This window comes from Anaerococcus martiniensis, from assembly GCF_043187485.1.
GTDB lineage: Bacteria > Bacillota > Clostridia > Tissierellales > Peptoniphilaceae > Anaerococcus > Anaerococcus martiniensis.
Map to the genome: position 1 here is coordinate 93,838 of NZ_CP171106.1, position 22,750 is coordinate 116,587.

17 protein-coding genes are annotated in these 22,750 nt (G+C 29.7%); 12 read left to right on the forward strand and 5 right to left on the reverse strand.

The window, feature by feature from the left end:
* Positions 1-77 precede the first annotated feature (77 nt).
* Complete coding sequence (locus ACF3NF_RS00465) at positions 78-356, forward strand: HU family DNA-binding protein (protein WP_203126579.1); 279 nt, start codon at positions 78-80, stop codon at positions 354-356.
* Positions 357-402: 46 nt separating this feature from the next.
* On the opposite strand, the gene ACF3NF_RS00470 is transcribed toward ACF3NF_RS00465, so the two are convergent.
* Entirely contained in the window at positions 403-2,145 is a 1,743-nt protein-coding gene (locus ACF3NF_RS00470) for an Rqc2 family fibronectin-binding protein (protein WP_394023263.1), read from the reverse strand.
* A gap of 86 nt (positions 2,146-2,231) precedes the next feature.
* Between ACF3NF_RS00470 and gmk the strand changes: the two genes are divergently transcribed.
* From gmk to ACF3NF_RS00525, 11 genes are all read left to right on the forward strand, one after another.
* Positions 2,232-2,840 (forward strand): guanylate kinase, encoded by a 609-nt coding sequence (gene gmk / locus ACF3NF_RS00475; RefSeq protein WP_262122288.1) that lies wholly within the window; start codon positions 2,232-2,234, stop codon positions 2,838-2,840.
* Positions 2,833-3,018: a DNA-directed RNA polymerase subunit omega gene (rpoZ, locus tag ACF3NF_RS00480; RefSeq protein WP_262122287.1), complete on the forward strand. Its 186-nt coding sequence runs from the start codon at positions 2,833-2,835 to the stop codon at positions 3,016-3,018. The genes gmk and rpoZ overlap by 8 nt, the downstream gene beginning before the upstream one ends.
* Entirely contained in the window at positions 3,015-4,187 is a 1,173-nt protein-coding gene (gene coaBC, locus ACF3NF_RS00485; protein ID WP_394023266.1) for a bifunctional phosphopantothenoylcysteine decarboxylase/phosphopantothenate--cysteine ligase CoaBC, read from the forward strand. The genes rpoZ and coaBC overlap by 4 nt, the downstream gene beginning before the upstream one ends.
* Positions 4,188-4,191: 4 nt before the next feature.
* Positions 4,192-6,558: a primosomal protein N' gene (gene priA / locus ACF3NF_RS00490; protein WP_458103074.1), complete on the forward strand. Its 2,367-nt coding sequence runs from the start codon at positions 4,192-4,194 to the stop codon at positions 6,556-6,558.
* 9 nt (positions 6,559-6,567) lie between these two features.
* Positions 6,568-7,908, forward strand: a complete 1,341-nt coding sequence (gene ftsY, locus ACF3NF_RS00495) for a signal recognition particle-docking protein FtsY (protein ID WP_394023268.1) — start codon at positions 6,568-6,570, stop codon at positions 7,906-7,908.
* Positions 7,909-8,045: 137 nt separating this feature from the next.
* The gene (gene rpsB / locus ACF3NF_RS00500; protein ID WP_394023270.1) at positions 8,046-8,906 is read left to right on the forward strand and encodes a 30S ribosomal protein S2; all 861 of its coding nucleotides are present in this window, start codon (positions 8,046-8,048) and stop codon (positions 8,904-8,906) included.
* Positions 8,907-8,917: 11 nt separating this feature from the next.
* Positions 8,918-9,586 carry a translation elongation factor Ts gene (tsf, locus tag ACF3NF_RS00505; RefSeq protein WP_394023272.1) on the forward strand — a complete coding sequence of 223 codons (669 nt, stop codon included), beginning with the start codon at positions 8,918-8,920 and terminating at the stop codon, positions 9,584-9,586.
* A 96-nt stretch (positions 9,587-9,682) separates the two neighbouring features.
* Positions 9,683-11,419 (forward strand): ABC transporter ATP-binding protein, encoded by a 1,737-nt coding sequence (locus tag ACF3NF_RS00510; RefSeq protein ID WP_394023274.1) that lies wholly within the window; start codon positions 9,683-9,685, stop codon positions 11,417-11,419.
* Positions 11,412-13,160: an ABC transporter ATP-binding protein gene (locus ACF3NF_RS00515; protein ID WP_394023276.1), complete on the forward strand. Its 1,749-nt coding sequence runs from the start codon at positions 11,412-11,414 to the stop codon at positions 13,158-13,160. The genes ACF3NF_RS00510 and ACF3NF_RS00515 overlap by 8 nt, the downstream gene beginning before the upstream one ends.
* A gap of 105 nt (positions 13,161-13,265) precedes the next feature.
* Entirely contained in the window at positions 13,266-14,807 is a 1,542-nt protein-coding gene (gene rny, locus ACF3NF_RS00520) for a ribonuclease Y (protein WP_262122280.1), read from the forward strand.
* Positions 14,808-15,102: 295 nt separating this feature from the next.
* Entirely contained in the window at positions 15,103-16,089 is a 987-nt protein-coding gene (locus tag ACF3NF_RS00525; RefSeq protein ID WP_394023279.1) for a tyrosine recombinase XerC, read from the forward strand.
* A gap of 12 nt (positions 16,090-16,101) precedes the next feature.
* On the opposite strand, the gene ACF3NF_RS00530 is transcribed toward ACF3NF_RS00525, so the two are convergent.
* The 4 genes from ACF3NF_RS00530 to mutS are packed head-to-tail and all read right to left on the reverse strand — an operon-like array spanning position 16,102 to position 22,705.
* Positions 16,102-17,379, reverse strand: coding sequence for a methionine gamma-lyase family protein (locus ACF3NF_RS00530; RefSeq protein WP_394023281.1), 1,278 nt, complete (start codon positions 17,377-17,379; stop codon positions 16,102-16,104).
* Positions 17,369-18,316, reverse strand: a complete 948-nt coding sequence (gene miaA, locus ACF3NF_RS00535) for a tRNA (adenosine(37)-N6)-dimethylallyltransferase MiaA (protein WP_394023283.1) — start codon at positions 18,314-18,316, stop codon at positions 17,369-17,371. The genes ACF3NF_RS00530 and miaA overlap by 11 nt, the downstream gene beginning before the upstream one ends.
* On the reverse strand, positions 18,306-20,096 hold the full coding sequence (mutL, locus tag ACF3NF_RS00540; RefSeq protein ID WP_394023284.1) for a DNA mismatch repair endonuclease MutL: 1,791 nt from the start codon (positions 20,094-20,096) through the stop codon (positions 18,306-18,308). The genes miaA and mutL overlap by 11 nt, the downstream gene beginning before the upstream one ends.
* Positions 20,096-22,705: a DNA mismatch repair protein MutS gene (gene mutS, locus ACF3NF_RS00545; protein WP_394023286.1), complete on the reverse strand. Its 2,610-nt coding sequence runs from the start codon at positions 22,703-22,705 to the stop codon at positions 20,096-20,098. Before mutS ends, mutL begins: the two co-directional genes overlap by 1 nt.
* Positions 22,706-22,750: the final 45 nt, after the last annotated feature.

Here is a 22,750-nt window from a genome sequence, read left to right on the forward strand (position 1 = left end):
CTTGAAATATCATAAATAATTTTGTATAATCAAAATTAGAGTTAAACAGAATTATTTATTGATTTATAGGAGGAAATATGAATAAATCAGAATTATTAGTAAGCATTTCAGAAAAAAGTGGTCTTAAAAAAAGCGAATCTGAAAAAGCACTAAACGCTATGATAGAAACAATTACTGAAGCACTAACAGAAGGTGAAAAAGTTCAATTAGTTGGATTTGGAACATTTGAAACTAGAGATAGAAAAGCTCGTGAAGGTAGAAACCCAAGAAAACCTGATGAAGTTATCAAAATTCCAGCATCTAAAGCTCCAGTATTTAAAGCTGGTAAAACTTTAAAAGAAGCAGTTAATAAATAATTATTAAATAAAACAAAACCGGAACTTGAAATAAAGGACCGGTTTTTTAAATTTCATTATATTTTTTGCTTAAATCTTCATTCGTGTTAATGGTAATGGTATTAAAATTTTCATAATAAACCATACCTGGTTTAGCTCCCTTAGCTTTGTTAACATTTTTCTTCTCAGTATAGTCTACATCGATTTTTTCTTCACTACTGATAGATGAATTCATAGCTGCAAGGTATGCTGCAATTAAAATGTCATCTTCATTTAAGTTTTCAGATCTTAAAATCACATGACTTCCTGGTACATCTTTAACATGGAACCACAAATCATCTTTATTGGCTAACTTCAATGTTATAAAATCATTTTGCTTACTATTTTTACCTACATAGATATCTGCATTATTGACTGTAACAAAATGATATGGTTTAGATTTTTTATTTTTAACCTTATGTTTGGAGCTTTTTTTAATAATATGATTTTCGACCATTTCATCACGTATATCATTTAAATCATCTATACTATTTGACCTATTTATAAAGTCAATAAGCTGATTTAAGTAGTCTAAGTATTCTATTTGTTTTGGCAAGTCTTTTTTTGCATAGTCAACAGAGTTTTTTATCTTCTTAGCTCTATTATAAAAGCTCTCTGCATTTTCCCATGGTGTTTTTAAAGGATCTAAATCTATTTTTAATTCTTTATTCTCATCATAAAAATCATTTAGAATTATTTCTTTATCACCCTTGTTTATCCTATGAACATTTGCAGATAATAAATCTCCATTCTTTCGTAAACCCTCTATCTTTGATTCATTTAATATATTATCATTTAAAATATTTATTTTCTTTTGAGTAGTTTTTATATTAGAATTTATTTTTTTGATATAGTCAGTCTTTATTTGATTCAGTCTATCATGGGTTTTATTTATATCAAAAAACTCATCAATGGCATCGCTAATTAGGCTATATTTTATACTTTCATAATCTAAATGACTTAATTCTAAGGTATGAAACTCTTTTATTTTTTTATCACTTTTATAAGAATATGCTTCTAGATTTTGATTTAAAATATCATTGCGTATTTGAAGTAAAATATCATTCATTTTTTCTTTTTCAGCTTCACTGACTAAACCCCAAGTAATTCTAGGGTCAATACCTGCTCTATATGCAATCTCTTTTCCCACGATTGGAGAAAAACCAGTATATGTTTTATGAAAAATTTTATCTGGTTTTGCATTATCGGGTAGTTTTTGATTTAGTTTTTTTATATCATAGGAAAAGTTTGGATTTGTAATATCAAATTTGTCATCTTCTACAAATTCATAAGTTAGGCCAGGCAATAACTGTCTTACAGATGACATAGTCTCACTTACTCTTTTTATAGAATCAATGATTTTATAATTTTCATCTGTTAGAATTATATTTGAGTATTTTCCCATGATTTCTACTATAAGTTTTTTGCTAGTATCAAAACCCATTTCATCAATAGAACTTATAGAAAAAATAACAACCCTATCTAATCCCTTTTGTGAAATATCAATTATTTTTCCTTGATTAATATGCTTTCTTAAAACCATGGTGAAGTTTGGTGGTACATCCGGATTTTCAAATTTTTTATTTGTTAAGTTTATCCTAGCTTCATTATTATTTGCACTTAGAAGCAATTTGTAGCTAGTTCCCATTGAGTAAACATTAAAAACTATATCATTATTAGAAGGTTGGGTGATTTTTTGAATTTTCCCCCCTAAAAGTTTTTTATTTAGTTCGTTTACAATTTTTCTTGTTACTATTCCATCATATGTCATAATTATTCACCTCATGATTATTATACTTTTTTTAATACTTGTAATAAGGGGTCTAAAAAGTAAAATATTTATAATAAGGAGGCGTAATGAAGAAAGGTTTTTTATTAGTCATATCTGGTCCATCGGGAGTTGGTAAGGGTACTGTCCTTCATGATCTTATGAATACACAAAAAAACCTCGTATATTCTGTTTCTGCAACCACTCGTGGCAAAAGAGATGGGGAAATAGAAGGGGTTTCTTATTTTTATAAAACTCATGAAGAATTCAAACAAATGATTGATGATGGCAAGTTTTTGGAATATGCCCATGTACATAATAATTATTATGGTACACCGAAAGATTTTATTGATAAGAAAATCAATGAAGGAAAAATAGTAGTTTTAGAAATAGATGTTCAAGGTGCGGTAAATGTTAAGCAAAATACTGACAATGCTGTCTTCATATTTTTAGCGCCCCCAAGTTTATCAGAGCTTAAAAATCGCATTGTTGGACGTGGCACAGAGACAGAAAATGACATTAATCTTAGAATGAAAAATGCTCGTAAGGAGCTAGAATATATAAGATATTACGACTATTTAGTTATTAATGACCATATAAATTCAGCAATAAATTCTGTAAATGAGATAATTAATGCAGAAAAACATAAAGTATTTAGAGAAGAAGATTTTGACATAAAGGAGATTTTAGATGAATAATCCATCTTTTAAAAAATTATCAGAAATTAGTCCAAGTAGATATGATATCTGTATGATGGTATCAAAAAGAGCTAGAAGAATAGTAAGCGGGTCTGCTCCATTAACCAGCCATATTGAAGCAAAACCTGTAACTCAAGCTTTAAATGAAGTTATTGAGGGCAAAGTAACAAAAAAATGATAGAAAATAAAAATATTTTGCTAGGGGTAACTGGCGGTATTGCAAGTTACAAAGTTTTGGAATTATGTTCTAGACTAAAAAAAAAGAATGCTAATTTAAGCATAATTATGACTCCGGCAGCTACCGAATTTATATCACCACTTTCATTTGAGACTATGGGTAGATGCAAGGTTTATACGGATATGTGGGAAGGTCATCATGAAAATGTACACCACATAGATTTACCAAAGTGGGCTGATGTAATGTTAATTGCTCCAGCTACTGCAAGTACAATTGGTAAAATGGCAAATGGAATTTCAGATAATTTTCTTACAGCTTCATACTTAGCTTGTGAAAAAGATGTAATCATCGCACCATCAATGAATACACAAATGCTATTAAATCCAGCAACTCAAAAAAATATTGAAACCTTAAAATCATACGGAGTTAAGGTTATAGCTCCAGAGTCAGGAGTCTTAGCTTGTAATACAATAGGTGACGGTAGGATGGAAGAACCTGAAAATATTGTGCAATTCCTTGAAGATTACTTTACGGAAAAAGACTTAGCAGGCAAAAAAATCATCGTATCAGCGGGACCTACTATAGAACCAATTGATTTTGTAAGATATATTACAAACCACTCAAGTGGAAAAATGGGATACAATATTGCAAATGAAGCTAAAAAACGCGGTGCAGAAGTTGTTTTAGTTTCAGGACCAGTAGAGCCTTTTAAAATAAAAGGAATCAACCGTATTGAAGTTAGAACTAATGAAGAGATGAAAAATGCTATTGAAGAAAATTTCGACGATGCGGATGCACTTATAATGGCAGCTGCTCCGGTAGATTATAAATCTAGTGTTGTTAGCGATAAAAAAATTAAAAAATCTGGTCAAAACTTACAAATGGATTTTATTGAAAACATTGATATTTTAAAATATTTTGGCAATAAAAAAACAAATCAAACTGTAATTGGTTTTGCAGCTGAAACAGATGATTTAATTGCAAATGCAAATAAAAAGTTAAAGAAAAAGAATGCTGACTACATTGTAGCAAACGACCTAACCAAAGCGGGAGCTGGTTTTAACACTGACACAAATATTGCAAGTATAATCTCCCATAACGAAGTTAAAGATTTAGAGAAAATGACTAAGACAGAACTTGCAAACCATATTTTAGATTTAATTAGGTGATATTATTTACGCAAAAGTAATAATTGATAGCAAAAGTAGATTTTTAAATCGTAGCTTTACCTATCACATACCAGAAAAATTTAATAACAAAATAGACATAGCAATGAGAGTTATAGTTCCTTTTGGTAGGGGAAATAAGACTAGCGTTGCTTTTGTTTATGAGATGATTGATAAAATTGATGTAGATTATGAAATAAAAGATATTTTGGAAATCATTGATAATAAGAGGCTAATTTCAGATGAACTTATGGATTTAGCTTTTTTTATGAGCAAAACTTATATGTCTCCAATCCAAGCATCTTTAAAACAAGTTATGCCGCCTACTAATATTAAAAATATAAAAACCTTTTTCTATTCTAAATCTAAAGAAGATTCAGAAATTTTGAATTTCTTAAGCAATAGTAAGACCATGGAGGAGATAACTAATAGATTTGGTGAAATTAATGAAGAAATATTTAATCTAGTTGATGAAGGCAAAATTGGAATATCATACGATATAAAAAATACTCAAAGTATTCGATATGATGAATTTGTGTATTTAACTGGCAAAAATATTTCCTTAAATGCTAATGCAAGTAAGCAGATGGCTATAATTGATTATCTGAAAAACCATGGTGAAACTAAGCTACTTCAAGTTTTAAAGGAAACACAAGCAGCGAAATCAAGCTTAAATGCTTTGGTAAAAAAAGGAATAGTAGGAGTTATAAAACGCGAATCCAAAAAAGAAATTACCAACAATTATAATAAATATAATAAGCTAAGCCTGAATGATGAGCAGCTATCAGCTTTTGAAAAAATAAAATCAAATCCTGCTGGTCATTTTTTACTATTTGGTGTTACAGGATCAGGAAAGACTGAAATTTTTTTACAAATGGTAGAAGAGGTTATAAATCAAGGTAAAGAAGCAATTATACTTGTACCTGAAATTTCATTAACTCCTCAAACCATTGAGAGATTTAAAGGAAGATTTGATGAAAAAATTGCGATAATTCATTCAAGGCTTACACCTAGCGAAAGATTTGACCAATGGAGAATGATTAATAATGGTGAAGTTAAAATTGCAATCGGAGCTCGTTCTGCTATATTTGCTCCGTTTAAAAATTTAGGAATAATTATTATAGATGAAGAACATGATAATTCCTATATTTCATCTCAAGATCCTAAATATCATACAAATGAAATTGCAAAATTTAGGGCTAATTATAATAATTGTAATTTAATTTTAGCATCAGCTACTCCATCGATAAACACCATGAGTAAAACTCAAAATGGTGAATATGAGCTAATTCACTTAACAAAAAGAATAAATAATAATTTACCGGATATTGAAATTGTTGACCTGAAAGAAGAATTAAAAAACTCCAACTATTCAATAATCAGTTATAGATTGCAAGAAGAAATAAGAAATAATCTAGGAAAAAAGGAACAAACTATATTATTCTTAAACAAGATTGGTCACAATTCTTATACTTTTTGTAGGACTTGCGGTTATGTTATAAAATGCGAGGCATGTGATGTAGCAATGACCTACCATAAAAACATTGACAAATTGATTTGCCATTATTGTGGGAGGACTCAAAATCAACCAAAGGTATGCCCTAATTGCCATTCGAAAAAAATAAAAGAATTTGGAGCTGGAACAGAAAAACTTGAGGAAGAAGTAAGATATTTATTTCCTGATGCAAATATAATGCGCATGGATAGTATGAAGGCAACAAATAAATCTAGCTATCATAAAATGTATTTAGGAATGAAAAATAACGATATTGATATTTTGTTGGGTACCCAAATGATTGCAAAGGGTTTAGATTTTAAAAATGTCACACTTGTTGGAATTATTTCTGCTGATTTAAGTCTAAATGTAGGAGATTTTAGGGCCCAAGAAAATACATTTGAACTTTTAAGTCAAGTAGCTGGTAGAAGTGGTAGGGATAAGAAAAAGGGAAAAGTAATTATACAAACATATAGACCAGATAATTTTGTTATCCAAGCAGTCAAAAACAATGATTATCCTAACTATTATAAAAATGAATTGATAGAAAGAAGTGCATTTTCATATCCGCCATACAAAAATATTATTAGTATAAAAATAATTGATACAGACAGGATAAAAACAATTGATATTTCAAGAGAGTTTACAACTGCACTAAGAAATAATTTAAATAATTTAGATAAAGTCGAAATTATAGGGCCTAATCCTTGTAAAATATCAAGAATAAACAACAAACATAGGTATAATATTATTATAAAAGCGGAGGATGATGATTTAGATTTTGTAAGAGATACTATAAATAAATTGCGTAATGAATTTATAAATAAGTACAAACAAACAAGTTTTATCCCAGCCCTAAATCCTACTAATATAAACTAAGGAGAAATGATGTTTGATTTTTTTAGAAGAAAGAAAAAAGATGATGAAGTTAAAGACGATTTATTAGATGAGAATATTGAAGAATCTAATGATAATAGTAATAACTTATATGAAGATGATAGCTATGAAATAACTAATGATGAAATTTCGAAAGATGATTATAAAGATGAGAAATTAGTATTTGAACGATCATCTAATAATTTTTCTGAAGATAATAATTATAGTGAAGAAGATAACTCGGAAGACGTCAACTTTGCTGATAGGCCAATATCTAATCAACCTGTTTACTTTGATAATCTTGATTCAGAATATGATGAAAATTTAGAATATTCTTATGAAAAGGATGATTATTCTAAAGATTTATCATATGATCAAAATGATAACGCAGATGTTTATGTTGACAATGAATATACTGAAAACCCTGAAGAAGAAAAGCTTGGCTTCTTTGATAGGATAAAAGAAGGTCTTATTAAAACTAGAGACCAATTTTCTTCACAAATTAAAAATTTATTTACAGCAAATGTAAAAATTGATGATGATTTGTATGAAGAACTTGAAGAGATTTTGATTTCTGCAGATATAGGTATGGATTCTACCTTAGATATCGTTGATAGTTTGCGTGATGAAATCAAAAGACAAAGCATAAAAGATTCTGATCAAATATATCCAGTTCTAAAAGATATTATGGTTAATAAATTGGATGAGAATAATTTGAATAATAATCTTAATATAGTGGCAAATGAATTGGCTATTATATTAGTAATAGGAGTTAATGGGGTTGGCAAAACTACAACAATAGGTAAACTTACCCATAGTTTACAAAATGATGGAAAATCTGTTATGTTGGCAGCAGCGGATACTTTTAGGGCAGCAGCTATTGAACAACTTGGAGAGTGGGCGGATAAATCAAATGTTGAAATGATTTCCCATAGTGAGGGGGCTGATCCATCTGCGGTAATTTTTGATGCTATAAAGTCAGCAAAGAGTAAAAACATAGATGTTTTAATATGCGATACTGCTGGACGTCTACACAATAAGAAAAACTTAATGAAAGAGCTTGAAAAAATAAATAAAACTATAGATAGCCATGCTGGCAGTGCAACTCGTGAAAATATCCTAGTATTAGATGCAACAACAGGACAAAATGCAGTTAATCAGTTAAGAGAATTTAAGAATGTTACTGATATTTCTGGTCTAATACTTACAAAACTTGATGGAACAGCCAAGGGAGGAATAATATTCCCATTACAAGTAGAACTTAATGTTCCAGTAAAATATATTGGACTTGGAGAAGGAATTGATAATTTAGAAAAATTCGACTCAGAATCTTTTGTAGAAGCCATGTTTTAGTATTGATATTTTGATAAATCTATAGTAAAATATTACAGTACTACAAAAATATACACACACTCGGATGGATATTTCGTTGCCAATTGTGGTTAAATGTCCAAAAGAAGAGGGTGGAAGAAGAAAACGGAGGAATATATATGACAGTAGTTTCAATGAAAAAATTACTAGAAGCTGGTGTACACTTTGGGCACCAAACAAGAAGATGGAACCCTAAAATGGCTAAATACATCTTCACAGAAAGAAATGGTATCTATATCATCGATTTACAAAAAACAGCAACTCAAATCGAAGATGCTTATGTGATGATTAGAGACATTGTTGCAGATGGCGGAGATGTTTTATTTGTAGGAACTAAAAAACAAGCTCAAGATGCTATCGAACAAGAAGCAAAAAGATCTGGCCAATACTACGTATCTAATAGATGGTTAGGTGGTATGCTAACAAACTTTGATACAATTAGAAAAAGTATCGAAAAATTAAAAAGATATGAACAAATGGAAGAAGACGGTACATTTGATCTTCTACCAAAAAAAGAAGTACTACAATACCAAAAGGAAATGGACAAATTAGAAAAAAACCTTGGCGGTATTAAAGATATGGAAAAACTTCCTGATGTACTATTCGTTGTAGACCCAGGTGAAGAGTCAATTGCAATTCACGAAGCTCATATATTAGGAATTCCAGTTGTAGCAATCGTTGATACAAACTGTGACCCAGATGAAGTTGACTTAGCTATCCCAGGAAATGACGATGCTATTCGTGCTGTTAAGCTTATAACATCAGTAATGGCTGATGCAGTTGTTGAAGCAAATCAAGGAAGCGAATTTAATCCATCTGAAGAAGATTTCATCGCACAAGAAGATGATGAAGAAGAAACTTCAGTAGAAAATCAAGAAGAAGTTGAGGAAACAGAAGAAACTCCTCTAACAAATGATGAATTAGAAAAAGCAGCAGAAGAAATCGAAACAGCTGCTCACGAAGAAACAGAAGAAAATTAAGGAGAAATAAGATGGCAGTAAGTGCAAGTTTAGTAAAAGAATTAAGAGAAATGACAGGCGCTGGAATGATGGACTGCAAAAAAGCCTTAGAAGAATCTAATGGCAACATCGATGCAGCTGTAAAACTTTTAAAAGAAAAAGGACAAGCTACATTAGATAAAAAAGCAGGCCGTGTTGCAGCTGAAGGTGTTATTGGTTCATACATTCACAACAACAAAATTGGTGTTATTGTAGAAATCAATACAGAAACAGACTTTTCTGCAAATACTGATTCAGTAAAAGACTTTGCTAGAGACCTTGCTATGCACATAGCTGCAGCAAATCCTTTATATATTTCTGAAGAAGATGCAAACGAAGATGATATTGCTGAACAAAGAGAAATCTTAGTAAATCAAGCAATCAATGAAGCTTCAGCAGACATGCCAGAAGATAAGAAAAAAATGATAGCTGAGAAAAAAGTTGAAGGTAGACTTAAAAAATATCTTTCTGAAGTTTGCCTATTAGACCAAGCTTACATCAAAAACCCTGACCAAACAGTAGAAGAATTATTAAGAGAAACAGCTAGCAAAGTTGGAGAAAACATTAAAATCAGAAGATTTGCTAGATTTGAAGTTGGTGAAGGAATTGAGAAAAAAGAAGAAGATTTCGCATCAGAAGTAGCATCACAAATGAATGCATAATTTAGTTTACTCCTTTAGGGATTAAATTAAAATAGAGTATAAATAGTCAGTAGATTACTGGCTATTTTTTATTAAAAATTTTTAAAAGGAATCAATATGTTCAAGAATTTTTCTTGGTTTTTTAAATACGCTAAAAAGAATTATGTTATAGGTTCAATTTCATTAATACTTAGCGATATTATATCATTATTTTTACCATATGTTACGGGAATTCTAATTGATTTAGTATATACTGGAAACCTAACTATGGATAAGTTTATACAGATGGTTGCTATATCTATAGTCCTAATTATATTAAAATACGTTACTGCTATTGCCTGGTCATATAATATATTTAAAGCTTCAGCTTTAATGGAATACACATCTAGAGATAAATTGATGAGCAAATTTTTAAAACAATCACAAAGATTTTTTGAAAATAATCCTACCGGCTCATTAATGAGTAAGTCTACTCAAGATGTGAGTCAAGTAGCACAATTTGCGGGATTTGGACTATTGGCTTTTTTTGATGCAGCACTATTTCCACTATTTATAATTGCTATGATGATTATAACTATAGACTTTAAAATGACTATATTCTCTATAATTCCATTTTTTGCATTAGGATTTGGTCTTACTCGCATCATGAAGAGAATATATGCTAGAAGTAAGGCTGTAAATAAATCATTCGATGATTTGACTGATGAAGTTTTAGAAGATGTGCAAGGCATTAGAATTATAAGAGTTTATAACATAGGTAATTTACGCGAACAATTATTTAATAAAAAAGCTCGTGAGTTAGCAAATAACAATGTAGACCTAGAGAGAATTAGAGCTCTAATTGAACCTTTTGAGAAAGTACTAACTTCTTTATCGTTTGTAATAGCAGTTGCTTATGGTTCTTATTTAATTTCTAAAGGAAGTCTAAGTGTAGGACAATTGGTTTCTTTCACTTATTATCTGAATATGTTGATTTGGCCAATGTTTGCGGTTGGAGAGTTTTTAAATCTCCACCAACAAGCCAGCGCTGCTATGGATAGAATATTAGAAATATTAAATTATAAGGAAGAAATTGAAAATTCTGAAAATAAAAAAGAAGTTTCGGACTCTTTAGATATTAAATTTAATAAACATTCATACAAATATCCTTCAAGTAGTGATTATACGCTAAACAATATCAATCTTAAAATTGATAATGGTTCTTCAATTGGAATAATTGGAAAGACGGGGAGCGGTAAAACTACACTGATTAGACAACTATTAGATATATATAATGTTGATAAGAATTCTATTATAATCGGCAGTGATTCTTACAATAATATTTCTGCTAAATCATTTAAAGATAAAATTGGATACGTACCTCAAAGACATATGATATTTTCTGATACAATTTTAAATAATATTAAATTTTCCAATCCAAATGCAAGTGATGAGCAAGTAAAAAAAGCGATTGAAATTGCTGATTTTAGTAAGGATGTTAATGAATTTTCGGAAGGTTTAGAAACTTTAACTGGTGAAAAAGGAGTGTCTCTTTCTGGTGGCCAAAAACAGAGATTGGCTATCGCCAGAGCGGTAATTTCTAATCCTCAAATTTTAATATTAGATGATGCAATGAGTGCGGTAGATGCAAATACTGAACAAAATATAATTAAAAATCTAACAAAAATTAGAAAAGACAAAACAACAATAATTATAGCTCATAGGATAAGTCAGGTACAAAACTGCGATCAAATAATCGTATTAGAAGATGGAAAGATTGTAGATCAAGGCAATCATGAATCACTTATGAGTAGAGATACATGGTATAAAAAACAATACGAAAACCAGATAAGTGGGGGTAGTTTGAATGATTAAAAAAGATAATTTTGCAGTAAATTTATTGAAATCATACGCAAATAAACAAAAACCTGCTTTTATTAAAGGATTTTTATTTTCTTTTTCTAGAACAATTCTTGAAATAATATCTCCCTTGTTAATAGGATATTTAATTAATAATGTTATCGAAGAAGGTATGTCTAGGGATTCTTTACTTCTAGTTATGGCTTTACTATTTCTTTACTTTATAATAAATGCCCTTGCAGGATACTTTTTAAATAAAACTTATGTTTCCTTTGAAGTTGCTGCAAATAATGTAGCTTTTGATATCCAAAATGATGTTTATAAAAAGGTTAACTCATTTCCCATATCCTATTTTGATAATCTACCTGCAGGTAAAATATCATCTAGGATAACGAATGATACTAATAAAGTAAAAAATATGTTCAGACTAATTTTTTCTGATATTATAACAGCTACTATACTAATATTAGGATTAATTATTGTAATATTTGTTACTAATCCTATAGCAGGATTAATGCTACTAATTTTAGCTCCTCTGGTATATACTATTACCAAATCATATACTTCTTACACAAGAAGATATACTAGTGAAATCAGAAAAAGCACTTCTGAAATAAACGCTCAAATTAATGAGTATATCCAGAACATGGAAATTATACAAGTCTATAACAAAGAAGATTATATTAAGGATAAATTTAATAAAACTAATAATCATATATTTTCAGAAGCACAAAAGCTAGCAAAAGTTAGATCCTACTCAGGATTTAGAGCGATGGATATAGTTTCTTATATTGCATCTTTAATAGTTTTAATTTATTTTGGGTTAGGACAACTTACTGATTGGTATGAGGTTAGCATTGGAAGTCTTTATGTTATATTTGATTATACGACCAGACTTTTTGATGAGATAAGATTTTCTATTATGAGATTTGGTGAAGTACAAGAATCTATGGCTTCTGCAAATCATATTTTTGAATTATTAAAATTAGAATCTCAGGAAGAATTAACAGAAAATATTGATAATATTGATAAAGAAATAATTTTTGATAACGTTAGATTTTCTTACACAGAAGGAGAAGAAGTTATAAAAGGAATAAGCTTTCAAGTTGATAAAGGTGAATCGATTGCCTTTGTAGGACAAACGGGATCTGGAAAATCTACTCTTATAAACTTATTGCTTAGCTTTTATAAGGCAGACAGTGGTAAAATAACAATCGGTGGTAAAGACATTTCTAAAGTGAATAGAGAAGAACTAAGAAAAGATATGGCTGTAGTTTTGCAAGATGCTTTTCTATTTAAGGCAGATATTGCACAAAATATTAGTCTAGGTTTAGATTTTAGTGATGAAAAAATAAAAGAATCCTTAAGAGCGGTTGGAGGACAAAGGCTAATTGATAAGGGTATTCATAGCGAAGTCTTAGAAAATGGATCCAATCTATCACAAGGCGAAAAACAACTTATTAGCTTTGCTCGCGCTTATATTAGAAATCCTAAAATATTAATATTAGATGAAGCAACAAGTAATATAGATACAGAAACTGAAACTATTATTCAAGAAGGAATCAACAAATTAAAAGAAAATAGAACAACTTTTATAATAGCTCACAGGTTGTCAACTATCAAGGATGTTGATAAAATAATTGTTTTATCATATGGAAATATAGTTGAATCGGGAAATCATGATACGTTAATGGATTCAAAAGGCTATTATAAACAAATGTATGACAAGCAAATAAAAGAAAATCAGAGTCTTTAGAATAATTCTAAAGACTTTTTCTATTTATTGTTCGTATAATTATCAATTTATGGTATAATTATAAAGGAATGTATTTTCCAAGAATTTAATAGGAGGTGATAATAAATGGATAATCCAATTGTTATAATCATTACTGTCGCCTTCGTATTGTTAGCTTTTATTTTAGGCTTCCTTTATCAAAAGAAATCTAGTGAAAAGAAGATTGGCGCTGCTGATGAACTCAGTCGTCAAATCATCGAAGATGCTAATAGACAAGCAGAAACACTTCGTCGTGAAACTCTTGTTGAAGCAAAAGATGAAATATCTAAACTAAAATTAGAAAATGATAAGAAGTTTAGCAAAAGAAGCGATGAACTCGATAAAAAAGAGGCTCGCTTATTTAAAAAAGAAGAAAGTCTTGACAATAGAGCTTTATTGATTGACAAAAAGGCTGATCAAATCTCTAGTGATCAGAAGAGGTTAAAACAAAAAGAAGACAGCATTGATAAACTGATTGAAGAACAACAGTTGAAATTGCAAAATATTGCAGGCCTAACAAATAGTGAAGCTAAAGAAATAATTCTTAATGACGTTAAAAAAGATACAATCCACGAAACAGCAAAATTAATCAAAGAAGCTGAAGAAAAAATTAAAGCTGAAAGCAAAAAAATGGCTACAGAAATTCTTGCTACTACAATTCAAAGGTATGCTGCAGATCAAGTAGCTGAAAATACTGTTTCAGTAGTAACTTTACCAAATGATGAAATGAAAGGTCGTATAATAGGTCGAGAAGGAAGAAATATCAGAGCCTTTGAACAACTATCAGGTGTTGACTTAATAATAGATGATACACCAGAAGCGGTAGTAATTTCATCTTTTGAACCAGTTCGTAGGGAAATTGCAAAAGTTGCCTTAGAAAGACTTATTCAAGATGGACGTATAAACCCGTCTAGAATTGAAGAAACTTTGCAAAAAGCTGAAGATGAAGTGGAACAAAGAATAATTGAAGATGGTGAACAAGCTGTTGAGGCAGCTGGAGTTCGTAATCTTCATCCGCAACTTGTAAGACTTGTAGGTAAAATGAAGTTTAGAACAAGTTATGGTCAAAATATTATGAAGCACTCCGTAGAAGTTGCTCAACTTGCAGGAATGCTTGCCGAAGAAATAGGTGCAGATCCTCAAACAGCTCGTCGTAGTGGGCTTTTACATGATATTGGCAAAGCTATTGACCAAGAGATGGAAGGTACACACGTAGAGTTGGGTATAGAATACGCAACTAGATATGGCGAAAATAAATATGTTATAAACGCCATCCAATCACACCATGGAGAAGTTGAACCAAACTGTGTAGAATCGATTTTGGTACAAACAGCTGATGCTATATCAGCAGCAAGACCAGGTGCTCGTCGTGAAAGTTTAGAAAATTATATTAAACGATTAGAAAACTTAGAAGCGATAGCAAATTCTTATGAAGGTATAGAAAAATCATTTGCCCTACAAGCTGGTAGAGAACTTAGAATAATGGTTAAACCAGATAGGATAACAGATGACGAAATGATTGTAATTGCTAGAGAGATTGCAAAACGTATCGAAGAAGAATTAGAATATCCTGGTGAAATTAAAGTAAACGTCTTAAGAGAATCAAATGCGATAGAATATGCAAGATAATTTATTAGAAATACTAATGAAACTTTTAAACTAAACTGCCTTAATTGGCAGTTTTTTAATTTGTATAATAGTTAATATAGAATAATGAGTTTTTATTTTAAAGCGGCATACGAAAATGTACATCTTAAGATTAAATTTTTTTAGTTTGATTATCGGCTTATATGAGAGGAGATAATCACACTTATAAATTATTGCACAAAATAATAATTTTGTGCAATAATTGTAAATGATTTAAATAGAGGTAAGATTATTATACACGAAGTTAGAATTTACAAAACATTAAGGATTTTTTCAGATGACAAACACAAAACCTATTATACTAACCGATTACTTAAATTATTTAAAATCAATTCGTGGTCTTTCTCCAACCACTATCAAAGAATATTCCTATGACCTAGAAGTATTTTTTGAATATCAAATCATTAGAAAATTATATTATGGCGATAAGCAATCTTTTAAAAATGATTTTAACCCTTTAGATACAAATAAAGTAATTAATGCAGATTTTCTAGGATCTTTAAATATAACTGATTTTTACTCATATCTTTCATATTTAGATAACGAAAAAGATGATAATCCTACTACTAGGTCTAGAAAGATTTCTGCTCTTCGCTCATTTTATAATTACCTATATCAAGAAATTGAAGTAATTGATAAAAATGTAACAGTTAAACTTAAAAACCCAAAAATAAGTAAAAGACAACCAGTTTACCTTACCTTAGATGAAACGGAACGTTTGCTAAATGTTATAAACACGGAGAAAAACGACTTTTTAAGAGCTCGTGATCTGGCTATAGTTTTTACTTTTCTTACAACTGGAATGCGTCTATCAGAGCTAGTAAGCATCAACGTTTCAGATATAGAAAATGATCATTTTAAAATTGTTGGTAAAGGAAATAAAGAACGCACTATCTATCTTACAGAAAACGCACTTAAGTTAATTCACCACTATTTAAGGGTTAGGAAAGAATATTTGAATGAATTATATATAGATGCCTTATTTATATCCACTCGTAAGCAACGAATTTCTAATAGAGCTGTGCAATCTACAATAGAAAAATACTTACGAAAGGCAGGTTTTGATACTTCAGTTTACTCAACTCACAAGCTACGCCATACAGCAGCAACCCTTATGTATAAATATGGTAACGTAGATATTAGAGCTTTAAAAGATATACTAGGTCACACTAGTATTTCTACTACTCAAATCTACACTCACCTTGAAGACGAGGATTTAAAAAATGCAGTAAATAAAAACCCTCTTTCAAATTTAGACATATAAAAACTAGGGTACCTATATGTATCCTAGTTTTTTAAAATTGCTTAGAACGCATTTTAGAGCGTGCTTTCCATGGTAATAATTTAAACCACCTTGCAAATATGCCACATACGGTTCTCTAAGTGGTCCATCAGCCGATAGTTCTGAAGTCGATCCTTCGACAAATCCACCTGCAGCCATAATTACCGGATCTTCATATCCAGGCATTGGAAATGGTTCCGGAACTAAATTTGAATCCACAGTCGCTGCTTCTTGGATTGATTTACAGAAAGTAATTACTTTTTCAGGATCATTAAATATAATGGATTGAACTATATCACTTCTTGGATCATCAAGTTTTGGTATTACATTGTAACCATAATCTTCAAAAACTTTTCCAAACAATAAACCTACTTTTATAGCTTCCTTTACTATATGTGGAGCAAAATATAGTCCTTGCAAGACATTTCTTGTAGTACCAAAACTTAAACCTTCATCTTTTCCAATGCCAGGTGCAGTTAATGTGTTGGAGCAATACTCTATTAGATCAGACTTTCCACATATATATCCACCTGTTATAGCAATTCCGCCACCTAAATTTTTTATTAGGGACCCTGCAACAATATCAGCTCCAACTTCAATAGGTTCTTTATCTTCTGTAAATTCTCCGTAGCAATTATCTACAAATACTATTGTCTTAGGATTTGCTTTTTTTATTTCTCTTACAGCTTTTTCGATTTCTGCAACGGTAAATGCACGTCTTTGAGTATAGCCAGTTGATCTTTGTATAAGAGCAAGTTTTGTGTCTTTATCAACAACTTTTGAAATATTTTTATAATCTATTAAATTATTTTCATCTAAAGTTAACTTATCGTATGAAACTCCCTTAGATAATAAATTTCCTTTTTTATCACCTGTAATACCTATAACTTGTTGCATTGTGTCGTAGGGATCATCGGTAACAGCAACCATTTTATCTCCATGATTTAATAGGGAAAATAATACCAATGATAGTGCATGAGTTCCAGCAACTATGCTAGGTCTTACTAAGGCATCTTCTGATTTAAAAATATCTGCAAAAATCTCTTCAACTTTCTCACGTCCAGTATCGGCATATCCATAACCAGTAGCTGATATAAAATCTTGGGTATTTAAATTGTGTTTGTTAAAAGCTTTTAAGACTTTTAATTGGTTAAATTCAGATATTTCTTCCAATTTGTTGAAATTATCACTTAAGCTTCTTTCAGCATCATTAATTAATTCATCAAATGCTGGATTTATATTGTAGTGTTCATATACTTCATTAAAATTCATATGTTTCCTTTATAATGCTGATAATAATATCAGCAGCATCGTTTTTATCTATATTATCCATAATAATTTCATGGGTAAATTCATACTCCAAATAACGTTTCATCCATGTGGTTTGTCTTTTGGCATAGTGCCTAGTATTTTTTTGAATCGAATCTATAAGTTCATCAATATCAATTTCCTCTTTAATAAAAGGAAAAATTTCCTTATATCCAATTGCAGCCATAGATTGAGAATCTTGATTTAATTTGTATTCTTTCACAATATTAATAAATTCTTCAATTAGACCTTCATCAATCATTTTTATGACACGATTGTTAATTTTTTCATAAATGCCAATTCTATCATTATAATTTAAAAAAAATAATATTGGATTAATATCTTTATTTAGTTCTCTTTCTCCTAGGCGAACTTCTGAGGGTGCCTTGCCTGTAGCTTCATATATTTCTAAGGCTCTGATTATCCTATTTATTTCGTTTGGATGGTATCTTTGAGCAGTTTTTGGATCAATATTTTTTAATTTATTATAAAGATACTCATTTCCCTTTTCATCTGATATTGCTTGTAAATTATCTCGTAGGCTTTGGTTTTTAGAAACCTGCCCATAATTCATTTCAAACAAAATAGAATCAACATAAAATCCTGTACCACCTGCAATAATAGGTACCCTTCCTTTAGAATTTATACTGCGAATTAATTCTTTAGCTCTGGTTGAAAAATCTTCCACACTGAAATTTTGATCAGGATTTATAATATCAAGCATATGATGGTTTATTCCATCAAATTCTTTAGTTTTATTAGTCCCTATATCCATGCATCTATAAACCTGTTGACTATCTGCAGAAATTACTTCTCCATCAAAAGCTTTGGCTATTTTTATAGCTATATCACTTTTACCGCTTGCAGTTGGTCCAGTTATAATTATTACATTATCTGTCAAAATATTTCTCCAGTGTGTCTTCGTCTAGTTCTAGGATGACCGTTTTACCATCATAAGATTTAAAGGGATTATCTAGCATAAATAGGTCATTAATAAGCTGCTCAGCCGTTTGTTTATTTATTGTATGACCTTTTCTAAATGAAGTTTCTTTTATTAGCTTATATAACTTTTTATAAAAAACTTCATTTTTTTCTATTATATCCATATCAATTAAATCCATAATTAAGCTGTCATTCTCTGCATATTCAAAAAGTTGTGGAACAGCCCTTACAATAATTTGATTTTCTCCAAAGTCTTCAATATCAAAACCCAATGAAGCTATGAAATCCTTCTTGCTTTCATATTGAAATCTCTCATCTACTTTGAGATTGATAATTAATGGTTCTAAGAGGATTTGTGAAACTATTTGTGATTCTTTGATATCCTTTAAATATTTTTGAAATTTAATAGCTTGGTCAGCTCTTCTGTGATCGATAAGATATAATTTATTATTTGCCTTAAATAATGAATATTTATCAAATATACTAGTAAGATATAAGAAAGTATTTTCTTCTAAAAATGATTTTTCTTTTATTTTTTTTGTATCTATGTTATCCTTACTAATAAATTTAGTATTTTCATTTCTTTCAATATCTATTTTTTTATCAGTATCAAAAAAATCATTTTTTTCTTCATAGGATTCCTTTTCTTCTCTGACGATATTAAATCCGCTGTAAGAATCTAATAGATTCTGATAATTTGACAAATCAGGTATAGAATTGTCTTTTTTTTCTGCTATATTTATAGAATTAGGGCTAATATTTTCTCTAAGAGCTTGATGAATTGTATTTTCTATTTGTTTAATTAGTTCATCTTCATAATTAAACTTAATAGTCCTTTTGTTTGGATGAACATTAACATCAAGGTTTTTTGGGTTTGTGCTTAAAAATAAGAAAATCGCAGGAAATCTACCTTGAGGGATCAATGATTTGTATTCTTTTTCAATAATTTTTGTAATTAGACTGCTATCTATTAGTCTATTATTAACATATAAGTATTGAAGGTTTCTGCTTCCCCTATAATAATTTGAAGAAGATATAAAACCTTCTATTTTATATATGCTGCCTGAACTATTGATTTCGATTAAATTATCTTTTAAATTTTCATCTAATAAATTAGATATTCTAATATCCAAAGGCTCATTTGCATTAGTTTTAAATTCTACCCTACCATCTTTTATATATTTTAGGGATAAACTATTGTAACCTATCGCAAGAGAATACATAAGTTTTGATATGGCATTTGACTCTGCTATATCAGATTTTAAGAATTTCTTTCTAACTGGTACATTGCTAAACAAATTCATAACTTCTATGCTAGTGCCGTTATTTGTAGCTATGGACGATTCTTTTATGTTGGTATTTAAAAATTCTAACTTTTTTCCAACCGGATCATTTTCCGTTTTAGAAATTGCCTGCAACTGACTAATTGTTACTATACTTGCAAGAGCTTCACCCCTAAAACCTAAAGAATATATGTCATAAAGGTCTGAAAAATCTTTAATCTTAGATGTGGTATGCTTTTCAAATGCTAATCTCATCTGATCATTTGCTATTCCCCTACCATCATCAGTAACTCTAATATATGATTTTCCTCCTTTTTTAATCTCTACAACAATATTTTTTGCACCTGCATCAATTGAATTTTCTACCAATTCCTTAACGACAGAAACAGGAGATTCTATAACTTCTCCTGCTGCAATTTGTTCTATTGTTCTATCGTCAAGTTTTATAATTGGCATTATAGTTCATTTATCCTTTCAACTAAAGTGTTTAATTTATTGATGGCTTCAATTGGTGTTAGCTCATTTATATTTATATTTGCTGAAATTTCCTTTATGTTGTTAATTTTATCATCATTTATCTGATGTAAAGTATCTTTTATATCAGAGGATTTATCAAAATTAAATACATCATCAGTATCTAGTTTTTCTATAAATTTTTGAGAGTTTGTTATAACTTCATCAGGTAGACCACTAAGCTTTGCTACTTCAATACCATAGCTGCGATTTGACTTACCTCTTTTTATTTTTCTAAGAAAAACTAAATTATCATTTTCATTTAAAATTTCGATCTTAAGATTGACAACATTCTCTAGTTCATTTTCCAAAATCGTAAGCTCATGAAAATGAGTTGCAAAAACTGTTTTAAATTGCTTTTTCTTTGAGATATATTCTACTAGGGCCATAGCAATACTTAGACCATCATCTGAAGAAGTACCCCTACCTACTTCATCTAAAATTACAAATGATTTTGATGTGGCATTTTTAAGTATATTAGAAACTTCATTCATCTCTAGCATAAATGTAGATTCACCTTTTGAAATGTTATCGCTAGCTCCAATTCTAGTGAAAACTTTATCGCAAATTCCAATTTTTGCGTAAGATGCTGGTACAAATGACCCCATTTGAGCAAGTATTATAATAATTGCCATTTGCCTCATATAAGTTGATTTACCAGCCATATTTGGTCCAGTAATGATTTGAATGATATTGTTTTTATCACCTATTTCAGTATCATTTGCAATAAATTCATTTTCTTTTAAATTCTTTTCAATGACAGGATGTCTTCCATCTCTTATAATTATTTCGCTATCATTAGTTAGTTCAGGTCTTACATAATTATTAGAAACAGCTACTCTAGCTAGGGTATTAAGACCGTCTATATTTGCTATCATTTTAGCAAGAGATTGCAGCATCAAGGTTTTGTTTAATATGGTATCTCTAATATTATTAAATATTTGATACTCTAAATCATTTACCTTGTCTTTGCCACCAAGTATAAGATTAGATAGTTTTTCTAAGCTTTCTGTTGTATATCTTTCTTGATTTTTTAAGGTTTGTTTACGAATATACGAATCAGGTACCTTGTCTATGTTGCTTTTGGTAATTTCTATAGAGTATCCATTATTTTTATTGAATACTATTTTATAATTTTTTATACCGGTTTTTTCACGTTCACTAATTTCATATTGGCTTAGTTTTTTTATGGCATTTGTTGACTCGTTTTTTAACTCATCTAGATTTTTATCAAATCCCGCTTTAATGATTCCACCCTCAGTAGTTGAAATAGGCGGTTCATCTACTATTGCTTTTTCCAAAATTTCGTACAAATCAATTACATTAGGGAGATTAATACCTAGATTTTTTATATTTTCATCATCAATGTTTTCTAAATATGATTTTAAATTAGGTATATTTTTTAGAGAATTTTTAAGAGATATCATATCTCTAGCATTTGCTCTTTTGTATGAAATTTTACCGATAAGTCTCTCAAGGTCGTAAATATCATCTAGAAAGTTAGAGATATTTTGAGATTCAATTGGGTTTTCATAGAAAAACTCGACTATATCTAATCTTCTATTAATCTTTTCAATATCAATTAATGGACGTTCTAGCCATTCATTAATTATTCTTGATCCCATAACAGTGTCTGCTTGGTCAAGTATTCTTAAAACTGTATCATCCTTAGTGTTGTTATTTAAATTTCTATGAAGTTCTAAATTTGTACGGGTATTTGCTTCCAGTTCCAAAAAGTTTGAAATTTCTAAAACTTCAATATTATTGATATGTTTTAAATTATCATCGTAAAATTTATATATATAATCTAGAAGATTTGCCAAAGATACAATTGATAATCTTTTATTTTTTATTTTACTGAGCTTATCATCTCCTAAATGGTTGATAATTGTTTCAATGCTTTTCTCATATTGGCCCCTATTATCGATGTAATTTATATAAATATTTGTATTTTGATTTAAATATCTAGAAAGCTCTCCAAGTTTATAATCCTCATTAATTATTATCTCTGAAGGATTTATTTTCTCAATTTGGTCGATTGATTGTTTTGCTACAAAATCATCTGATCCCTTAAGTTCCATTGTAAATATAGCACCTGTTGATATATCACAATATGATAAAGAAAGTCCAAAACTATTTTGAAAAATAGATAACAGATAATTATTTTCACGGTTTTCAAGGGATTCCATATCAGTAATAGTTCCTGGCGTAATTACACGAGTTATTGCACGTTTTACTAATCCCTTTGCTTGTTTTGGATCTTCTACTTGATCACACAAAGCAACCTTATACCCTTTTTTTACAAGTTTATTTACATAATTATCTATCACATGATGAGGAACACCACACATTGGAGCTTTTTTTTCATGACCACATTCTTTTCCAGTTAATGTTAGACCCAAAGCCTTGCTAGTTATTATCGCATCATCAAAAAAAGTTTCATAAAAATCCCCTACCCTATACAGGAGCAGAGCATCTTTAAAGTTATTTTTGACATCTACATAATGTTTTAGCATTGGTGTTAGTTTCTCGTATGTAAAATTATCTTTCATATTTTTCCTCTTCTATTAAACATTATACCATAAAAAATGCTCACC

Coding starts and splice junctions, on each gene's coding strand:
- ACF3NF_RS00530 (WP_394023281.1), bottom strand. CDS start 17,379: ATGAATTTTAATGAAGTATATGAACACTACAATATAAATCCAGCATTT.
- ACF3NF_RS00465 (WP_203126579.1), top strand. CDS start 78: ATGAATAAATCAGAATTATTAGTAAGCATTTCAGAAAAAAGTGGTCTT.
- coaBC (WP_394023266.1), top strand. CDS start 3,015: ATGATAGAAAATAAAAATATTTTGCTAGGGGTAACTGGCGGTATTGCA.
- mutS (WP_394023286.1), bottom strand. CDS start 22,705: ATGAAAGATAATTTTACATACGAGAAACTAACACCAATGCTAAAACAT.
- ftsY (WP_394023268.1), top strand. CDS start 6,568: ATGTTTGATTTTTTTAGAAGAAAGAAAAAAGATGATGAAGTTAAAGAC.
- rny (WP_262122280.1), top strand. CDS start 13,266: ATGGATAATCCAATTGTTATAATCATTACTGTCGCCTTCGTATTGTTA.
- rpsB (WP_394023270.1), top strand. CDS start 8,046: ATGACAGTAGTTTCAATGAAAAAATTACTAGAAGCTGGTGTACACTTT.
- ACF3NF_RS00525 (WP_394023279.1), top strand. CDS start 15,103: ATGACAAACACAAAACCTATTATACTAACCGATTACTTAAATTATTTA.
- ACF3NF_RS00470 (WP_394023263.1), bottom strand. CDS start 2,145: ATGACATATGATGGAATAGTAACAAGAAAAATTGTAAACGAACTAAAT.
- gmk (WP_262122288.1), top strand. CDS start 2,232: ATGAAGAAAGGTTTTTTATTAGTCATATCTGGTCCATCGGGAGTTGGT.
- tsf (WP_394023272.1), top strand. CDS start 8,918: ATGGCAGTAAGTGCAAGTTTAGTAAAAGAATTAAGAGAAATGACAGGC.
- mutL (WP_394023284.1), bottom strand. CDS start 20,096: ATGCCAATTATAAAACTTGACGATAGAACAATAGAACAAATTGCAGCA.
- ACF3NF_RS00510 (WP_394023274.1), top strand. CDS start 9,683: ATGTTCAAGAATTTTTCTTGGTTTTTTAAATACGCTAAAAAGAATTAT.
- ACF3NF_RS00515 (WP_394023276.1), top strand. CDS start 11,412: ATGATTAAAAAAGATAATTTTGCAGTAAATTTATTGAAATCATACGCA.
- rpoZ (WP_262122287.1), top strand. CDS start 2,833: ATGAATAATCCATCTTTTAAAAAATTATCAGAAATTAGTCCAAGTAGA.